16 protein-coding genes are annotated in these 18,521 nt (G+C 62.9%); 3 read left to right on the forward strand and 13 right to left on the reverse strand.

The genetic code is table 11. The features are described from left to right. Nucleotides 1–990: 990 nt before the first annotated feature. Nucleotides 991–2,289 (forward strand): MFS transporter, encoded by a 1,299-nt coding sequence (locus AUR04nite_RS08405; protein ID WP_218024662.1) that lies wholly within the window; start codon nucleotides 991–993, stop codon nucleotides 2,287–2,289. Nucleotides 2,290–2,291: 2 nt separating this feature from the next. Then, nucleotides 2,292–2,807, forward strand: coding sequence for a 2-oxo-4-hydroxy-4-carboxy-5-ureidoimidazoline decarboxylase (gene uraD, locus AUR04nite_RS08410; RefSeq protein ID WP_141363885.1), 516 nt, complete (start codon nucleotides 2,292–2,294; stop codon nucleotides 2,805–2,807). A 278-nt stretch (nucleotides 2,808–3,085) separates the two neighbouring features. Here uraD and AUR04nite_RS08415 read toward each other — a convergent pair whose 3' ends face one another. The 13 genes from AUR04nite_RS08415 to AUR04nite_RS08475 form a co-directional block, all read right to left on the reverse strand. Next, nucleotides 3,086–3,535: a nucleoside deaminase gene (locus tag AUR04nite_RS08415; protein ID WP_141363887.1), complete on the reverse strand. Its 450-nt coding sequence runs from the start codon at nucleotides 3,533–3,535 to the stop codon at nucleotides 3,086–3,088. 398 nt (nucleotides 3,536–3,933) lie between these two features. Then, on the reverse strand, nucleotides 3,934–5,433 hold the full coding sequence (locus AUR04nite_RS08420) for an AAA family ATPase (protein WP_141363889.1): 1,500 nt from the start codon (nucleotides 5,431–5,433) through the stop codon (nucleotides 3,934–3,936). 62 nt (nucleotides 5,434–5,495) lie between these two features. Further along, nucleotides 5,496–6,458, reverse strand: a complete 963-nt coding sequence (locus AUR04nite_RS08425) for an FUSC family protein (RefSeq protein WP_141363891.1) — start codon at nucleotides 6,456–6,458, stop codon at nucleotides 5,496–5,498. A 9-nt stretch (nucleotides 6,459–6,467) separates the two neighbouring features. Next, nucleotides 6,468–7,535, reverse strand: a complete 1,068-nt coding sequence (locus AUR04nite_RS08430) for a lysylphosphatidylglycerol synthase domain-containing protein (RefSeq protein ID WP_170184144.1) — start codon at nucleotides 7,533–7,535, stop codon at nucleotides 6,468–6,470. After that, nucleotides 7,511–7,741, reverse strand: a complete 231-nt coding sequence (locus AUR04nite_RS08435; RefSeq protein WP_141363895.1) for a LapA family protein — start codon at nucleotides 7,739–7,741, stop codon at nucleotides 7,511–7,513. The genes AUR04nite_RS08430 and AUR04nite_RS08435 overlap by 25 nt, the downstream gene beginning before the upstream one ends. 52 nt (nucleotides 7,742–7,793) lie before the next feature. Beyond that, the gene (locus tag AUR04nite_RS08440) at nucleotides 7,794–9,353 is read right to left on the reverse strand and encodes an MFS transporter (RefSeq protein WP_246055456.1); all 1,560 of its coding nucleotides are present in this window, start codon (nucleotides 9,351–9,353) and stop codon (nucleotides 7,794–7,796) included. A gap of 30 nt (nucleotides 9,354–9,383) precedes the next feature. Next, complete coding sequence (locus AUR04nite_RS08445) at nucleotides 9,384–10,931, reverse strand: SLC13 family permease (protein WP_246055457.1); 1,548 nt, start codon at nucleotides 10,929–10,931, stop codon at nucleotides 9,384–9,386. 8 nt (nucleotides 10,932–10,939) lie between these two features. Beyond that, the gene (locus AUR04nite_RS08450; RefSeq protein WP_141363899.1) at nucleotides 10,940–11,926 is read right to left on the reverse strand and encodes an FUSC family protein; all 987 of its coding nucleotides are present in this window, start codon (nucleotides 11,924–11,926) and stop codon (nucleotides 10,940–10,942) included. A 10-nt stretch (nucleotides 11,927–11,936) separates the two neighbouring features. Then, nucleotides 11,937–13,259: a metal-dependent hydrolase family protein gene (locus AUR04nite_RS08455; RefSeq protein ID WP_141363901.1), complete on the reverse strand. Its 1,323-nt coding sequence runs from the start codon at nucleotides 13,257–13,259 to the stop codon at nucleotides 11,937–11,939. Next, the gene (locus AUR04nite_RS08460; RefSeq protein WP_141363903.1) at nucleotides 13,256–14,542 is read right to left on the reverse strand and encodes a threonine/serine exporter family protein; all 1,287 of its coding nucleotides are present in this window, start codon (nucleotides 14,540–14,542) and stop codon (nucleotides 13,256–13,258) included. The genes AUR04nite_RS08455 and AUR04nite_RS08460 overlap by 4 nt, the downstream gene beginning before the upstream one ends. 104 nt (nucleotides 14,543–14,646) lie before the next feature. Then, entirely contained in the window at nucleotides 14,647–16,179 is a 1,533-nt protein-coding gene (locus AUR04nite_RS08465) for a LuxR family transcriptional regulator (protein WP_141363905.1), read from the reverse strand. A gap of 101 nt (nucleotides 16,180–16,280) precedes the next feature. Beyond that, complete coding sequence (locus AUR04nite_RS08470) at nucleotides 16,281–17,192, reverse strand: cation transporter (RefSeq protein ID WP_170184145.1); 912 nt, start codon at nucleotides 17,190–17,192, stop codon at nucleotides 16,281–16,283. A gap of 79 nt (nucleotides 17,193–17,271) precedes the next feature. Continuing rightward, complete coding sequence (locus AUR04nite_RS08475) at nucleotides 17,272–18,045, reverse strand: IclR family transcriptional regulator (RefSeq protein WP_141363908.1); 774 nt, start codon at nucleotides 18,043–18,045, stop codon at nucleotides 17,272–17,274. A 293-nt stretch (nucleotides 18,046–18,338) separates the two neighbouring features. Here AUR04nite_RS08475 and AUR04nite_RS17895 point away from each other — a divergent pair, with 293 nt between their 5' ends. Next, the gene (locus AUR04nite_RS17895; protein WP_170184146.1) at nucleotides 18,339–18,482 is read left to right on the forward strand and encodes a hypothetical protein; all 144 of its coding nucleotides are present in this window, start codon (nucleotides 18,339–18,341) and stop codon (nucleotides 18,480–18,482) included. Nucleotides 18,483–18,521: the final 39 nt, after the last annotated feature.

Consider the following 18,521-nt stretch of genomic DNA (forward strand, 5'->3'; position numbering starts at 1 on the left):
CGCGGCGTGGGGTAACACGGTCTACGGACTGAGCGGCGTGCTGAAGACCAAAATTCAGGTAGGTCTTCAACGTGAAACTACATGCGCCTTGTTGCAGGCGATGGGCGAGGAGGTAGTCCTTCGCATGGGCACAACAGTAAGTCCACTGCCCAGGGCCTTGTCAACCGTTTGAAAAGACCAACCTGCCGCGGTTTATAGAATTCGTGGGTCGAAAGCGCAGACCTAGTTGAATCGTCTCAAGGCCGTCTGCGGCTAGTTCGGCAGGGCCGTAGCGCAGCGGTGTCCGGCTGACGCCTTCTTCTTGGAGAAGCTGGCATAACTAGACTTTGACTAGTCTTTTAGCATCAAGAGACCGGCATCTGGCGGCCGTTCTGGGCCAGCGTGTTGCGGCATGTGTGAAGCTCTTCGTTAGAAAAGCCTCAGGCGCCGCTAGAGAGGCCACCAATCAAGATGAGCAAACAGGTCGATTAAAATGGTTAACCATTTTTTGTGACTTAATATTCATGCGCTTCACATGTCTCTGGCGTGGACGCGTGGTTGCGAGTCGCGGTGTGAAAGTGACGTAAAGATATCGTCTGGTATCGGATAAACCTGCCATTTTGGAGTGCACAATCCTTTAAATGCAACAGAATTTGCAGTCGCTGGATTTGTTAACTCTGCTAGATCAAAAGTTACTAGCGTTCGATCAAGTTTCTCTAAAAATATGGATCCGTGAGGAAACTTCGTGTATAAGGCCTTCGTTAATGTCATCTTTTAGGCGAATATTTCATGCAGTTTCCGTCATTATTGGTCAGATGGTTGACCAAATGCTGTGATGGGTGCCACTATCGAAAAGTCTCATTTTGGAATTTTAATTTTGCAATGCGAAATTTTCCGATGATTCGCACCCCTCTTGCATCCCACTCACCCCCGGAGGACTTTGTGGCAACCCCTGAAGCGTCATTTGACGCAGTACCTCAGGCGCCAGATCGCGTTTATCGCAAGATCTTTATGCGCCTTATTCCATTCCTGATGCTCTTATGGATCGTTGCGTGGATTGACCGAGTGAACATCGGCTTCGTGAAAATGCGCATGCTCGAAGAGCTTGGCTGGAGCGAAGCGATCTATGGCCTAGGTGCCGGAATTTTCTTCTTGGGGTACTTCTTCTTTGAGGTGCCGAGCAACCTTCTGCTGCAGAAGATTGGGGCTAAGAAGACGATTATGCGTATCACCCTTGGCTGGGGCGTCATCAGTATTCTGATGTTCACCGTGACCACGCCGGTGATGTTCTACATCATGCGTTTCTTGCTTGGTGTTTTTGAGGCCGGCTTCTACCCGGGCATCATCTTGTACCTGACCTACTGGTTCCCTGCGAACCGACGAGCAAAAGCCTTCGGCATGTTCATGTCGGCTTCGGCATTTGCCGGTGTGCTGGGCGGTCCTCTCGCAGGCGTCATCATGTCGAACATGCACGGAGTGTTGGGCCTGAACGACTGGCAGTGGGTCTTCATTATCGAAGGTATTCCGTCAATCATTCTCGGCTTCGTGACCTGGGTCTACCTCACGGACCGTCCGCACCAGGCGAAGTGGCTGACCACTTTCGAAAAGAAGATGGTTCAAGAAGAACTGGACGCAGAGAACGCCAAGCTTGAACATCGCGAGCACAGTATGCTTGGAGCCTTGAAGGGCAAAACCATCTGGCTGTTCATCGTGATCTTCTTCTGCATCATTGCAGCCAACTCCACGCTGACCTTCTACGGACCGTCGCTGGTATCCGAGGTTGGCTTCAAGGATCCAATGGTTCTTGGCTGGATCATGGCGGCGGTCAACCTCGGCGGCGCTGTGGCAATGATTGCCAACGGATTCATTTCCGACCGTACCGGTGAATCCCGCTGGAATACGTCTATCGGCGCACTGGTTGGAGCAGGATCGCTGGTAGCAGCTGGTCTGCTGATCAATGTCAGCCCACTGGGCGCAATCCTTGCTCTGGGATTGGCCATCATCGGTACGATGGGTGCCATTCCGGTGTTCTGGCAGATGCCGAACCACTTCTTGACCGGTGCCGCTGCTGCAGGTGGTGTCGCGCTGATCAACTCGATTGCCAACCTGGCAGGTTTCGGTGCGCCGTACATGCTCGGAGCGCTGAAGGATTCTACCGGCAGCCTGACCCCGGGCCTGATCATCATTGGAATAGTTGAAGCGTTGGCGGCTGTGCTGATTCTGAGCTTTGTTCCAAAGTTCCGCGAAGCCCGCAAGGGTGCAAAGGGAAATGAAGCGGCAATTCAGCAGGACGTTGAGGTAGAAGCCTAATTATGAGCAACCTTGATTTGCAAGAGATCAATGCGATGACGCAAGAGCAGTTCGTCAACGACCTTGGCCCAGTTTTCGAGAATTCTCCATGGGTGGCCGAAGGCGCCTGGCAAAGGGGGCCTTTCGAGAGCGTTGCAGATTTGCACAGGGCAATGTTCGACGTTGTCAGTTCTTCGCCGCGAGCCCAGTTGTTGGACTTCCTTAACGCCCATCCTGAGCTGGCTGGAAAAGAAGCTCAAGCGGGGGAGATGACCAACGAGTCTGTGGGCGAGCAGTCAAGTGCTGGGCTTGATGCGTTGACTGCGCAAGAGCTCGCTCGCATGCAGCAGCTGAACCGTGAATATACCGCGCATCACGGTTTCCCATTTGTGATTGCGGTGCGCGGGCACACCAAGGAGTCAATCTTCTCGGAGTTCGAGCGCCGCAAGGGGCAAAGCACCGCTGCTGAGTTCAAAGATGCCTTGGCGCAGATCGCTATCATCTCGCGAGGGCGTTTAGACAGGCTCGTATCGGAATAAGGAAAAGGTGCACCACGAGGCCGCAGCAACGCTGCGGCCTCGTGGTGCATCAACTTGACCGCCGAATTTTCGGTATACCTAATCGCCCGAACTGTTCGATGTTGATTTTTATGCGTTGAGCATTCTTGTGGTGAATTTCGGGGTGAAATTCCTTGGGCATCCCCGATTTTACAGGGATGGATTCACGCTGTGCTAGGTGCTATCGGGCAAAAGGAAATAGCCCCATACCCGGCAGAAATGATCTCCTGCTGGGGGCATGGGGCTAGAGGCCGTAGCGTCTATGCGCTGAAGAAGTTCCAGCGGTCTTCGTGCTCGGCAATGAAATCGCCAACCATGGCAATGCACTCTTCGTTGCCCAAGACCTCTACCTCGACGCCTTCGTTGCGCAGAACGTCCAGTCCGCCGGCGAAATGCACATCTTCGCCCACGATGACTTTGCTGATTCCTGACACCAGTGCGGTGCCGCAGCACATGATGCAAGGTGCCTCGGTGGCTACCAAGACTGCGCCTGCTTCCTTTGCATAAGGCTTCTTCACATGATCGGTGAGGGCCTTGACCTCGGCATGTGCGAAGTAGTCGCTGTCTGGGATCTGGCGATTGCGGCCAAGGGATACGATTTCTCCATCCACCACGAGGGCGGCGCCGAAAGGCATTCCGCCTTCGTCTACAGCTAGCCTCGCTTGGGCGATTGCCTGCGTCAATGCTTCAGCGTAAATGTTGTTGCTCATGTTTTCTCCTGGGAAGATCCGTCGCTTGGCCAGCTAATGAGCGTGCGGCAGGGAGGGCGCTGCAGCACCCTCTGAATATATGTAAATGCCGGTCAAGCGGATTGAATTGTTCATTCGCCGCGGGGCGCGAACTTCTGAGGCCAAGTCAAATTAGAAACGCAACAAATCTACGTGCGGAGACTAGCGGCCAAGCATAATATTTGTATACCAAACGCTCATATAACAATCTATCCTCGGCGGGAATCTTTTGCAAAGGGGTTACGGGGAAATGTTAAAAATGAGTTTTTGGCTCAAAGCACGAAAGGCTTGCTTCCCGGGCAGCCATGGACAACCTGACGGCGAAACAGCGGGTTCGCCACCGAACCCGCTGTTGACCATGATGCATGGAGGAACGCCGGCTACTCGTCCTTGAAGCCTAGATCGGTCTCATCCTCTCCCAGGGCCATGGGGAAGTAGGAGCCGCTCATCGGGGAGTGGGCAATGTAGCCGAAGCTGGATGCTTCGCCGTCATCGTCGAAATCTTCCTCGTCTGGATTGGACGTGCCTCCCAGCAGGTTGCGCGTCAGCAGGGCCTGGTCGCTCATGAGCTCGCGGGCGGCGGTCAAGAGATCTTCGTCTTTTGGCGATTGGGCCTTAATGGCTGCGATGAGCACCGTACGCCGGATCAGTTCTTTGACGAAGGAAGCCGTCGTCCCCTCGATGAGCTGCGCTACCTCAGCCAGGGTTTCTTCGCTGGCGTGCACATGCCCGCCATATAGTTTCAGCAAGGCCAGCCGTCCTTCAAGCTCGGGACGCGGAATCTCAACGGCAAGATCGATGCGCCCGGGGCGCTGCACCAGGGCCCGCTCCAGGGACTCGACGCGGTTGGTGGTCAGCACGAAGGCAACATCGGCATCAGCATCCAGTCCATCCAATGAATCGAGGACTTCGAAGAGCAGCGGCTGGGGGCCATGGCCGAAATGGCGGTCTTCAGCAATCAAATCGCAGTCTTCCAGGACGACTACGGCGGGCTGCAATGCACGGGCCATGGCGGTCGCCTCGCTGACCAGGGGCAGGGTATTTCCGTTGAGCAGGATCACCGTCTGGCCTTCGGCCTCTGAAGTCAGGTACCGCACGGTGTGGGTTTTTCCCGTCCCCGGAGGGCCGTAGAGCAGCACGCCGCGCTTCAGGTGGACGCCGTGGGAACGAAGAAAATCGCGGTTAAGCCCAATGCCCAGCACCTGCTCAGAGATCCGCTCCCGAACTCCCTCGGGAAGGATCAGCTCGTCTTTGCCAAGCTTCGGGCGCTCATGGAAAGCCACCCCAGCGTTGCTGTTTCCATAGTCCGAAGGCTTGAAGGAAATGACGTGCCCGCGGAAGACGCTCGTTTCACGCAGCTGCTCGCGGAACCCTGCGACGAATGCATCGCCGGCTTGCGGATCGGCTGCAATGATTTCCAAGGTGCACGTCTCGCGTCCAAAACGCGGATCTGCCCGGCGAAGGGCGACGGCAAGAGGCTTGCCAAGGTGCTTGAACAGGTGGATGCCGTAGGCGAGAAATCGGCGCTGCTGTCCTGGCCCAACAGCTAGGGAGGTGAAGATTGGCTCGGCGATGGACACATGCATCGATCCTGGATCGAGCATGTCTGCCAGATCCATGTGATTGCGTTCCTGGCCAGCAATGCCGATGATCGTCGCCTCGGGGTCGTGGCTGGCGAATTCTTCGAGCACGATATTGGCATCTGCCAGCCGATGGTTACCGAAGGTTTCGGTGAGCACCGAAACCGTATGCGGGGCAAAGCCCAAATATTGCTCGAGCACCGGCGCCAGCGGCTCTCCAGAAGGGGCTGGCTGCTGTTCCTGGGCAAGGCGCGCTAGCGTGGCGAAGGAATTCATAAATGCTGTGAGCGATTCATCCATGGGCTGAGATTATCAGTTTTGCCGATTAAATAATTCCCTCCCACAATAAAGATTCCAACTCTTTATTCAAGGTGGTGCCGTTGGATCAGCTTGCGCTGGACCAGTCTTCCGACCAGCACCATGAGGCCTGCAACAATGAGTGAAAGGAAAGCCAGGCCAGCGCGCTGGACACTCAGGTAGCCGATGCTTTCATCACTGGTGATCGAGCTAAGCAGGATCACTGTGAGCGTCACTGAACTGACGCCGATGGCCGGCTGCCCGGCCAAGGAGCCGGCCACCGTTGCCACAGCGCCGCAGGCAAGAACCGCCAGCGTCAGAACGGGGCTCGAAATCACGCCGACGAGCGCCGCAAGAACCGCGCCACCGGTGACCGCAGCCAGATAGCCCAGCACTGCCTTGTTGTTCTTCCGCAGCAGCAGGTCGGGCGTGAACATGATGCAGAAGGCCAACAGCGCCCAGTTGGCCCGATGGATTTCGAAGTAGCGACTCAGCAGCACCAAGGCGAGGCAGCCAATGCCCAGCAAGGCGCTGTGCGCCAAGGCCAGCCGTGGGGCAATCGGCTTCGGCTTTCCTGCCAAGCCCATCAGCTGAGCCAGGACCAGAAGGTAGGCAGAGCCTGCCAGCGTTGCGAGGCCCACGGTCAGCCATTGGGAGTGGTCTGAATTCTGGGCGCTGAGCATCAGCATGGCGGGCAGGATGGCCACTGCCTGCACGCTGTGTCTGGCAAACCAGCCCTGGACGAGGCACACCACCACCACTGCCAGCAGCAGCCACCAGCTCTCCGGGCCCAGATAGCTGCCGGCGGCGGCAACTGCGGCGCCGGCTCCGGCGGCAAACCAGCGCTCGCGCGGGGCCAATGCACGCACTACCGAGGTCATCAGGGCCAGGCCGATGCCCACGCCCAGCACCGCCTGCTGGGAGAACAGAACAGCGGCCAGGAGCACGGGAACCAGCATCAAGCCCACGAGCACCAGTGACCGCTTGAGCAGCCGGGGGAGATTAGGCCGTGCAGGTATTTCGTTCACGGTGCCAGACTAGTCGACGTCGGGCCGGGCTAGGCCCGGCTTCTTCATGGAGCGCTTCCACAGCGCACCGGCAACAATTCCTAAAAGCAGCGGGCCGGCAACGTTGAAAATGCGCCAGATGATCAATGCCGCGAACACCGGTTCTTGAACCCCGCTGCCCGCCGCTTCGACGCAGGCCACAGCGATGAGCACATCCACTACGCCCATCCCCGACATGGGGAACGCGGTGAGCGGAAAGGCAAAGAGGAAAGCCACGGCAATATCCGCCAGGGACAGGGTTTGAGCATCGATCCCGACGAAGCGCAGCGCCAGCAGGAGCAGCAATCCATCGCAGGCAACCATCCCCAGGGACACGAGGATCGAGCGGGGGAAGGCGAAGCGGAACCTTGATTCGAGTTCCTGCTGGAACATCGTGCATTTTTCGGCCCACTCGCTCGGGCTGATGCTCTTCTTGAACCGGCAGGCCACTTTTCCGCAGCCTTCACCCAGCCTGCGGGCTGCCACTTCGGACCGGGTCATGATCAGCACCGCCGCGACCAGGAACGCCGCGATGCCCAGGCTGATGGCATCCAGCCAGCGCAGGCCCACGGTACGTCCGGTGGCAAAGACCAGCACGAACCCGAGCAGCGGAGCCGCGAAGCGCACGATGAAAAAAGTCATCGCATTCATCGTCGTCCCGGCAATCGCCACCGGCGTCTTGACGCCCCAGGAGGAGAACATCGCCACGCGCAGCGCCATGTCGCTGGGCGGCGGGGCGAAGGCGGTGAGCGTGGACGCCGACATGTCATTGAGCGTCGCCCGGTACAGGGACACCCCTTCGATGTAGTAGGACAGGGGCGCGGCGTTGGCCACTTGGCGCACCACCAGCACGGCGAGCAGCACCACCGGCTGCCACCACAGCAGGTGTGCCAGGGCTGACCCCACGGCATCCCAGTCGATGGACCGCATGAGCCGTGCAATGGAGATCGCCGCGAAGGCCGACAGCGCAAAAAGCAGGACGCTGCGGATCCACGGTCTGCTCCCTGAGCTCATGCGTCCGGCCACCTGGGCCGCTACTTCTTCTTGCTCTGGAACCACGGCGTCATGGAGCCGATGACGAACCCGACGACCAGCAGTCCGAAGAACCAGAGCCACCCGGGCATCGTGATCTTAATGCCGATCAGGTTCAAGGTGGCCATCTGGGTGTTGGAGAAGATGAAGACCAGCGCGATGATGGCCAGAATTATGGCAAGCACACGTGAGGTGGTGAAGAATCCTGCGCCGCCAGCGGGCTTTTGCGTCATGGGTGCTCCTTATGCGGTGATGATTAGGGCAGAGTCTACCTGCAGGCGCCCGCTATTCGGGGATTTCTCCCGGGCGGTACTTCGGCAGCCGCGAGGCGGGGACCGCCGCCGCCAGGCTGAGGCCGGCAAGGACCAGGAAGCCCAGTTTCAAGGTGCGCAGGCGCTGCTGCTCGTTGATCTCCACCGCCCGGGCGACCTGCTCGTGTGTGGCGGTGGTATTCGCCAGCGCCTCCTTGAGCGCCTCATTGCTCATGAAGTCCACGTTGTCCAGGTCCACCTGGGCCACCAGCTGCTCGGGCAGCTGCGGATTCTCCTGAACGCTGCTGGTGATGCCGGCGCTCAGCGTGGTCACCAGCACCGCGCCCATCACCGCTGTGCCCACCGCGGAGGCCAGATTCTGCGTGGTGCCGCGCAGCGAGCCCACATCGCCGGCAAGATGCTTCGGCGCGGCTGTGACAAGCACGTTGAAGACCAGGGTGACCAGCGCGCCCTGGCCGATGCCGAAGACCACCAGCCCCAGGATCGTTGGCAGGGTTTCCCAGTTGTTGGTGACGACGAAGGAAAGCCAGACCAGCGCCGCGGTAGTCAGCGTGAAAGAGAACAGTGCAATGGCGCGCGGAGTGTACTTCTTGTAGAAGCGCACAATCAGCGTCGCGGTGATGAATACCGTCAGGTTGAACGGCATCATGGCCAACGAGGTGTCGAAGGGGGTGCGTCCCTGGACCACTTGGATGTAGAGCGGCACGGTGAAGTTCACCGCCGCCTCCATGGCCACGATGATGAACATGGCGTAGACCGCCGCGCGTTCGGCGGCGTGGTCCAGCACGCTCAGATCCACCAGCGGCACCTGGCCGCGGCGCATGCGGCCGCGGGTGCGCAGGAAGAACAGCTGCCCGAACACCAATCCCAGCACCACCAATACCGGGGCCGGGGAGAGCGGGCCCAGCGCGAATGGAGCCGTATCGCTGGCCAGCAGCACACCCCAGCCGTTGAGGTTGTTGAAGCCCAGGGTCAGCAGCACGATCGCCGCGCCCACCAGCGCGGAGGCCAGCAGGTCGATCTTCACGGCGGGATCAGGCTGGTCGGCGCGCAGCTTGAAGCTCAAGGCAACCACTGCCACTGCCAGGACCAGGGTGACGGCGAAGATCGGCCGCCAGCCCACGAAGGTGCCCAGCGAGCCCACCGCGGTCGCCTGCTGCTCGCCCTTGTAGTTCTCGGCAATCAGCGCCACCAGCGCCGGGACGATGATCGCGGCCGCCGCGCCGGCCAGCACCTGTCCGCCGATGGCCCAGGCGACGGTTGGCCCCAAGAGCATCATCAGTGAGGAGGCGATGAACACCAGCAGCGTGCAGCGGAAGATCAGCACCCAGCCCACGCGCTGTCCGAGCTTTGCACCGGTCATCACCAGCGCGGCCACCGACAGGCCGTAGACCACGATGGTGGATCCCGCTGTGGTGGGCGGCACCCCGAAGTCCTGAACCATCCCGCCCAGGGAGATCGGCAGCGCAGAGACGTTGAATGACATGAGCACCTGGGCCAGGAACAGGCCGGCCATGGGCGCCCAGGAGCGTTTTTCAAGCTCCGCGGCCCTGGATTCTGGTGAAGCAGGCATGTGGGTCGATCCTTTCTTCGGTGCTGCTGGCTAGAACGGCCAGATGATCGGGACGAGCACTACCGCGACGAGGCCGAAGAGCAGCAGGTTCGGCAGCCCGAGCTTCCAGTAGTCCCCGAAGCTGTATCCGCCGGGCTCCTGGATCATCAGGTTGCCCGCGGTGGCCACCGGGGTGAGGAATGACGCCGCTCCGGCAACGGTGATCGCCATCATCATGGGCATCGGGGAGACCCCGGTGCTCTGAGCCACCGCCACGGCGATCGGCGCCACGATCAGCACCGTGGCCAGGTTGCTGATGAACTGGCCCAGCAGCATCACCACGATGACAATGCCCAGAAGCATGATGCGCGGGGAGGAGCCGCCGAGGTATTTCATCAGCCCGGCGGCAATCACCTCCGCCGCGCCGCTGGTTTGAATGGCGGTGGACAGCGGGATCATGCCGGCGACGATGACCAGCGTCGGCAGGGAGATGGACCGCTGCGCCTGCTCCACGCTCAGGGTGCGCGCCAGCACCAGCACCCCGGCCGCTGCCAGCACCGTGATCGCCGCGGGGACCAGCCCGGTGGCCAGCACCACGCACATCAGCACCAGCACCGCCGCCGCAACATAGGAGCGCGGCCCGAGCACCACTGCCTGGCGGCGGACCTGCTCGGGGCTGTCCACCGGAAGGACCCCGGGATGCGCGGCCTTGGCCTCCACCGCATCCCATCCGCCGCGCAGCACCAGCACGTCGCCCGCCTGCAGCTTCGCCCTGCCCAGCGCCTCGCCCTGCCGGTGGATGGCGGAGACGACCAGCTGTTTGGACTCGGTGAGCATTCCGGGGAAGACGATATCCCCGATGAATTCGGAGCGGGGAGGGATCAGCACCTCGGTGATGCCGTCGGAGTAGGAGACCTTCGAGGAATCCTCGTCCAGGCCGTAGGCCGCCGCCAGGGTCTGGACGTGGCGGCTCAGGTCCCGCGGGGCGCTGCTGGAAGCATGGGCGGGCAGCAGCTTGGGGCCCAGGAATAGGCAGAGCAGGATGGTTCCGGTCAGCAGCGGGATGCCGACCAGCGCGAATTCGAAGAAGCCGAAGGGCCGCCCGCCCGCCTGGACCGACAGTTCGGAGACCAGCACGTTGATCGGCGTGCCGAGCAGGGTGAGCATGGAACCGGCATGGGCGGCGAAGGCCAGCGGGATCAAGACCTTGGACGGCGGCTGCCCGGTGCGCGTGGCAAGCATCGCGGCCACCGGGACCAGGGCCGCCACGGCCCCGTTCACGCTGATCAGTGCGGTCAGGCCCGCGGAGAGCAGCATCAGGGCGATGACCACCCGGGAACGCTTCTCGCCCACCTTGCCGGCCAGCTGCGACCCGGCCCAGGCGGTGATGCCGGTGGCTTCCAGGGCATCGCTGACCACGAACAGGCCCGCCAGATACACCACGATGGGGTCGCCGAACCCGGCAATCGCCTGCTCGAAGCTCACCGCGCCGGCGAAGTAGAGCGCCAGGGCGACCCCGAGCGCCACCAGGGCCGGGGAGACCTTGTTCCAGATGAAAACGATGATTGACAGGCCGAGCACTGCAAAGGTGCTGATCATGGGGTCGATCATTCTCTGGCTCCAGTCTGCCCGCCGGCGGGCTCGGGGTTGAAAAGTGAAAAGTTTGCGCCGGCCCAGCGGCCGATCCAGAGCAGCGACAGCACCACTGCCAGGGACAGCAGCGCCAGCCCTGCCCGCTGCCCGCCGATGGCGCCGACGCTTTCACCGCTGGCCATGGAGTTGAGCAGGATGACGGCCAGGGTCAGCGCACTGGCCGAGAGGATGGGCCGTGCAGCGAGTGTTCCCGCCACGGTCCCCAGCGCACCGATAACCAAGAAGGCAACGGTGAGGACCTCGACATTCAGCAGGCCGACCGCCGCCGCCAGCACGGTTCCCATCATCACCGCGGCGATGTAGCCGAAGGCCGAACGCTGCTGGCCGGTCACCAGCGCAGGGGTGAACATCAGGCAGAAGGCCAACAGCGCCCAGTGGCCCCGCTCGACTCCCAGCCAGTGGCCCAGTAGCACCAGGAGGAGGCAGCCGGCCGCCAGCAGGCAGGCGTGCAGCAGCGCCGGCGCCGCGGCCAGGGGCTTGGGCTCGGCGCTGATCTTGGCAAGTCTTGCCGCCAGGATCAGGAACACCGCGCCGACGAACGTGGCGATGCCCATCGCCAGCCACTGCTGCTGCCTTCCGCCCATGGCGTCGAGCAGCAGGATGGCAGGCAGCACCGCCACCGCCTGGGTGCTGTGCAGGCTGAACCAGCCCTGCACGGCGCAGACCACGGGCACTGCAAGCAGCAGCCACCCGAGCTGCGGGCCGATGAATGACCCGGCGGCGGCCACCAGCGCGCTGAATCCCGCCGCCAGCCACTGCTCGCGCGGGTTCAGCGTGCGCACCACGGAGGTCATCAGCACCAGCCCGATGTACACGCCCTGGGCGATCTGCGCGTCGAAGAGCCAGGCGGCCAGCCCGACTGGCAGCAGCCCGACGCACACCGCGGCGGCCGACAGCAGGACCAGCCGCGCCAGCTGCGGCGGGGCGGAAGGCGATGGCATGCGCCGCTTCCTAGAAGGAGTCCAGCTTCGCGTCGAGGTCGGCGAAACGCTTGACCTTCGGCTGCTGGATCACCTGCCCGCGCGTGGCCACCAGGAACGGGTTCTCAAAGGCGCGGAACCCTGCGGCCAGCGGATTGGCATCAAGCACCACCAGGTCTGCGTCCTTGCCCGCCTCGATGGAGCCGGTGATCGCATCGATGCCCAGCAGCTGCGCGTTGGCCTGGGTGGCGGCATGCAGCGCATGGGCGCGGGTCAGCCCGCCATAGCGGTGCACGTAGTCCATCTCGCGCCAGGTGTTGTAGTGGGTGACGTGGGTCAGCGCGGAGTCGGTGCCCATGCCGATCGTGATGCCGTGCTCCAGCGCATCCCGGATACCTGCCAGCATTTCCTCGTAGATCATTTCGGCGTTGGCGCGCACGATCTCGTTGATGCCGGTGACCTTCGGGTCCAGCTTCACCAGCGGCAGGCAGGCCTGCAGCGTGGGAATCAGCGCGGAGGAGCCGCGCAGGGAGTTCGGGTTGTCCTTGAACAGGGCGATAATCTCCTCGTTCATGCCCGCCCCGTGCTCGATGGTGTCCACCCCGGCGCGCAGCGCCATGGCGATGCCCTCGGCGCTCTGGGCATGGGCGGCGACGATGATGCCCGCCTCGTGTGCCGTCTCGCAGATGGCGCGCATCTGCTCCTCGGGCATCTCCGGGGTGCCCGCCTGGCCGATCTCCCGGGCGTCGGTGACCCCGCCGGTTGCGGCGATCTTGATGGCGGTGGTGCCCGCCGCCAGGTTGTCGCGCACCTGCTGGGCCGCCTCGGCAGGGCTGGTGGAGCACAGCGCGATCTGCGGCGCCCCGTGCCCTCCGGGCATGGCAAGCAGCGGGCCGGAAGGGTAGACGCGCGGGCCCAGGTAGTCCCCGCGCTCGATCGCGTCGCGCACCCGCACCGCCTCATAGCGGGCGTCGCCCAGCGAGCGGATGGTGGTCACGCCGCTGTTCATCTGCGTGAGTACATTGGTTTTGGTGCGCTTGTTCAGCAGCAGCTCGCCGGGCTTGCTGTGCATGAACTTGGCGACCAGGTGCTCCGCCTTCTCGCTGGTCATGAACGCCGGCAGGGGCTTGCCGTCGGAGAACAGGTGGGCGTGCGCGTTGATCAGCCCCGGGGCGGCAAAGCGGCCGCCGCCGTCGATGTAGCGGCAGCCCGCCGGCTTCTGGATACCGGCCCGCGGGCCCGCTGCGGTGATCTTTCCCGCCGAATCAACGACGATCATCGCATCATCGATCGTGCTCCCTTCGCGGTCACCGCTCAGGATCGTGACATGGTCCAGGATGAATGGCGTGCTCATTGGTGATTCCTTTCGGTGGGACGTGCAGGTTGACTCAGATCGCTCCAGGTGGAGTCGATGAACAGGGCGCCGATCTTGACTCCCAGGCACAGGCCGACAAAGCCCATGACAGCATCGGCGGCATCGGCGCCCGAGTGGCCGGCCGCGGCCACCAGGCCTACCGTTCCGGGCACCAGCAGCAGGAACGCCGGCTGGAAGACCGCCGGGGCGCTGAGCGACGGGTCCGCCCGCTCGCAGAGCCTTGCCGCGATGAACAGCACGATGGCCGCCGCGGCGGTACTCGGCGCAGTGCCCAGCAGCGGACCCAGCAGGCTCAAGATCAGGTAGCAGCAGAGCATCATCACCGTGTTGGCGATGCCCAGCCGCCAGGACGCGGCCAAGGCCAGCGAAATTCCCCCGGCCAGCAGCAGGATCCCTGCCCACGCGAAGGCGGGCGCCGGCAGCGCGCTGAAACCGCTCCCGCCGCCAAATCCCCGGGGAACATCGGTGACCAGCGCCGCTGAACCGGGGTCCAGCTGCAGCCCGGTCAGCGTCATGCCAGCCATCAGGCCGGCGATCATCAGGCCCATCACCAGAATGCCGTGCATCAGCCGGGAGGCCCCGCTGACCATGTGCCTGGTGCTCAGCTCCAGCAGCGCATTGGTGATCAGCGCCCCGGGGACAAGAATCGCAATGGGGGCGCAGAGCGCAAACAGCGGCACCTGGGCGATGCCCAGGAGCTTGGCGCTGAAGCCCACCGCAAGGGTTGACAGCAGCGCGGTGATGAACGGGACGATGGCTGCTGCAGGCTCCAGCCGGCCCATGTACTTGGCGATCGCACCGACAGCCGCCCCCAGCAGGGCACTGAGCGCTACGCTGAACCACGGGCAGCTGAAGACCAGCGCCAGCCCGGCGGCGACCAGCGCGCCGCCGGCAGCGAAGCGCAGCGTCGCGGCGCCTGCGCTCGCCGACCGGATGCCCTCCAGCACCAATGGCGACTGGCGAATGTCGAGCCTGCCGTCGTAGATGCCGCGCACCAGGCGGCAGACGCGGGCAGCCTGGGCCTGGGACAGCGAATCGGGGGCCGCCGCGGCCATGAGCGTGCGGTCTGCGGTGCCGATGAAGATGGTGTCTGGCAGGAGCGCGAGTTCAAGGTGCTCTCCGGGGTAGAACCTGTCGGCCAGGCGCCAGCTCCAGGTGTGGGCATCGCTGACGGGCAGGGAGGCGTCCAGCATCGCCGCAGCAAGCGCCAAAAGGAGTTCGGGGTCTTTGCTGCCTGTTGCCTCGCGGCGGGAACTGGCCATCGCTGCCCCTTAATACAGACTTGTCAGTCCTAGATATAGCAGTCCAGCCGAGCATTGGCGATGGGGTCCGCGGATCCTTAACCCCGTCCATCACCCCCGCAGGATCACTCGCGCACCAGCCCCAGGCGGGAGCCGGTGATCACCGCCTCGGGCCGCGAGGTGGCGTTGAGCTTCCGGTAGACCTGGCGGATCTGGGTTTTGAGCGTGTTGGGGGAGATGCCCAGCGTCTCCGCCATCTGGCTGTGGGAGTTTTCGGTGGCGAGCTGCTGCAGCACCCGCGCCTCCGCCGCTGTCAGCCGCGGCACCTGCGAGATCGGCTTGCGCAGTTCCAGGCCCTCCAGGACCCGTGTAATTTCTGCGCGTTCACCGCTCGAGGCGGCGTTCTTCAGCTGGTCGTGGAACTGCTGCGGGAATAGCGAGAGCAGCTCCCGATTTTCCGTGGTGAAGAACGGGGCCACCGAATTCCACGTCCCCTCGCAGACCCGGCCCAGCTGAAGGTACTCGGACCAGGCAGCGAGCAGCTGCAGCTCGACCCGGTGGTAGGGGCTGAGCTTGATTTCGGCGGCCAGCGCCTTGCTGCGCTCGCGGGCCTTTTTGAACTTTCCCTGGACGACCGCCAGCCAGATCAGGGCCACCCTGGTGTAGGCCCCTGCGGTTTTGGCTTCCTGGGCGATCTGCTCTGCCTGCTCCACGCTGCCCAGTAGCAGGCAGGCCTCGATCTGTGCCGAAACGGCGGCGTCGTAGGCCAGCGAATGCGGGTCCAAGGGGTGGGCCGCGGCGGCTATGGATACAGCTTCCAATGCTTGATGCGGCTGGTTCTTCGCCAATGCGCTGCGTGTGCGGATCAGCAGCAGCGCAGGCCAGACGACATCAACCGCGTCCAGGGGAGCCAGTGCGTCGACCATCGCCGGGAGGTCGGCATCCAGCCGGTGAAGCGATATCAGCGCCTTGGCGCAGTCGATGCTCCCGGACGCCGCCTGCCTGAACGCCTCGCTTGGTTCGGGCAGCTCGCGCAGCTGGTCGATGATCTTCTCGGCTTCGGTGCTGGAGCCGCGCAGCGCGTGGATGAGGGCTTCGCGGGCCATGGAGCTGTAGCGCGCATCAAGCGATTCCAGGCTCTGCCCGATCTGCCGGGCGGAAGCGAACTCGCCTAGGGCGCCGGCGGTATTGCCCGCCATGAACATCGTGGATCCCACCAGGTGGTGGTAGAACCACAGTGGCGATTCCAGCGCCGAATGAGATGCCAGCGGATGCCGTCCCAGCTGTTCCTGGAGGGTCAGTGCGCGGTGGTGTGCCAAGGAGATCTGGCCGTTGATGCGCAGCGAAATGATCTGCAGGGACAGGGCAAGCAGCGGATCTATGGTTTTTGAACCGCGGTACTTCTGGAACTGCTCCGATTCCATGCGGTGGGTTGTGCGGGCCGCCGAGGGGATCAGCGGGTGTAGCAGCTGCAGCGCCGGGTAGCTGGCGAGGACGCCGCCGGGCAGCGCGCTGACGGCGGCCACCAGATCCGGGTAGGCGCAGTTGAACAGGGTCCACAAGTGGGACTCGGCAAATTCGGCAATGCGTTCGGCGTCTTTTGAGCGCACCAGCTGCAAGAATTCTTCGGCGGCCGCCGCCGCAATTCCATCCGCCACCGCGCACCGCCTTTGACTGGGGAATATTTCAATAGCTGGGCTTCAATCCCCAGACTACAGTTTGGCTTCGGCGCTGATCTGGTATTACGCCATTTGACGAGCTAGTCCAGAAACTCGGGTTTGTGGGTTGTTTCAACCAGCAGCCATGGTTCGTAGCCCGCACCTTGCAGCTCATCAAGAATCCTTGTGCGCAGCCTGTCGAGCCTGTCGACTTGGATGCAGCGCTCGCGGATGACGAAGCCGACCTCGACGTCCATCAGGCGCCCCAAGGTTCCCAGGCGGATCTGCGGCGGCGGCAGCTCTTCGGCGCGGCAGGCCTCGTGGATCACCTGCGTGATTCTCGCTTCAATCTCGGGTTCGGGGGCAGCGTGCTGCAGATCGCGGATGGATTTTCTGATCAGCGCAAAGGGCACTGCAATCAGCATCGCCGAGGAGAGCAGCACCAGCCCTGGATCGACGAACGGCGCCAGCCAGGCCAGCGGCCCATTGGCGGTGAGCAGGACGAACCCGGCGCCCAGCACGATCACCGCAGAAGATGCGGCCGCGGAAAACCAGCCGCTGGCCTCGGCTTCGATGATTCCGCGGTTCGCAGCCACGCGGCGCAGGTGCAGCCAGGCGGCCAGCGACAGCACCGTGCCGAACACGCCGTAGGCAAACAGCGAGCCGCCGGCCACCGCAGAACCTCCTGCCAGAATGATGCGCAGCGCTTCGAAAATGGCGTAGACCAGCGTGGCCAGCATTGCCACGCCCTGGAAGATGACGAAGACCGGCACCAGCGACTCGCGCCCGAAGGGATACCGCTTGGTCGGCCCGCCTGCGACGAGCCGCGTCACATACAGCGCTCCCCAGGTGCCGGCCAGGCTGATGGGCGTGATCAGCGCATCGAGCAGCATGACCTGCGAGCGGGAGACCAGGCCCCAGACCAGCGCGACGACTGCGAACACGCAGGAAACCGCAATCGAGATCTTGAGGTTCTTGGCCACTGGATCGCTGCCGGCTGCGCGGATGCTCATCATCGAATCATTGCATGCAAGATATGCGCCGTCGAGGGTTATCAACGGCGATTGACCGCTGCGCCCGGCGGCGCGGGGGCTAGTCGGCGGCCGCGACCAGCTGCAGGCCCAGCTCGCGGGCCGCCTGCTGCAGCTCGGGGATGGCGGTCTCGATGAATTTCTGGTCGACGCGGGTGACCGGGCCGGAGACCGAGATGGCCATCGGGGTGGGGGCGCCTGGAACCGGAACCGCGATGCAGCGCACGCCCAATTCCTGCTCTTCTTCGTCGATGGCGTAGCCGCGTTCGCGGCTTGCCTCGACGTCGGTGAACAGCTTGCCCAGGGTCGTAATGGTGTTGGCGGTCTTCGGCGGCATGCCTGCCTGGGCCACCAGGCGCTGGACGCGCTCGTCGTCGAGCACCGAGAGCACTGCCTTGCCCACGCCGGAGTTGTGCAGCATGGCGCGGCGGCCTACTTCGGTGATCATGCGCATGGAGTGCGGGGACTGCACCTGGGCGATGTAGGTGACCATGTCGCCGTCGAGTACAGCGATGTTCGCGGATTCGCCCAGCTTGCCCACCAGCTCCTTGAGCACGGGGGATGCCAGGGCGCCGAGCTGGCGGTTGGCCACTTCGCCCAGCCGGATCAGGCGCGGGCCCAGGGAGTAGCGGCGGTTGGGCAGCTGGCGGACGTATCCGACGCCGACCAGGGTGCGCAGCAGGCGGTGGATCGTGGGCAGCGGCAGGGGAGTATCGGCGGCAAGCTCGCTCAGCGCGGCTTCGCCGCCGGCGCGGGCGATGACTTCCAACAGCTCAAAAGCGCGTTCGACGGACTGTACGCCGCCGGTCGTCGATTTGCTGGTTGTCTGCGTCATCTTCTGCTCCTTAAAGTACCCACTAGTTTTGGAAGTCGCCGGCCGTAAACTTCTGCGATGCGAAATCTTTGATCTAACAATAGCCGCAAAATCCCCGAAAGTTCCGGGATGCGAGAAAGTTTATGTCCAAAACTTGTGTCTTGGTGCACAAAACGGTGTTGCGTTTTCATTTTGAGGATATTAGTATCCACTATACGGAAAAGATTAACAGGAGGCATCGGTGGCCGCAGCAGGTTCGAGGTATTCCTTGACGGCAGGGGAGCAAATTCCCGCAGTCAAGGTGTGCAGCACGTTTGCAGCAGCCATCGGGTCGACTGGAACCAAACTGCCAGCACCTTGAGTCCTGGAAGTCTGTGCAGCGGGCCGACGACGATGTCGCCGCAACCGTCGCACAGGCCGCAGGGCAGTGGCTGGTCGGCTATGTTGTAGGGGGCTAGTCACCCCTTCCCCGCCATGGGGAAATTCATCACTGGAAC

It is taken from the genome of Glutamicibacter uratoxydans, assembly GCF_006539925.1.
GTDB classification, from domain to species: domain Bacteria; phylum Actinomycetota; class Actinomycetes; order Actinomycetales; family Micrococcaceae; genus Glutamicibacter; species Glutamicibacter uratoxydans.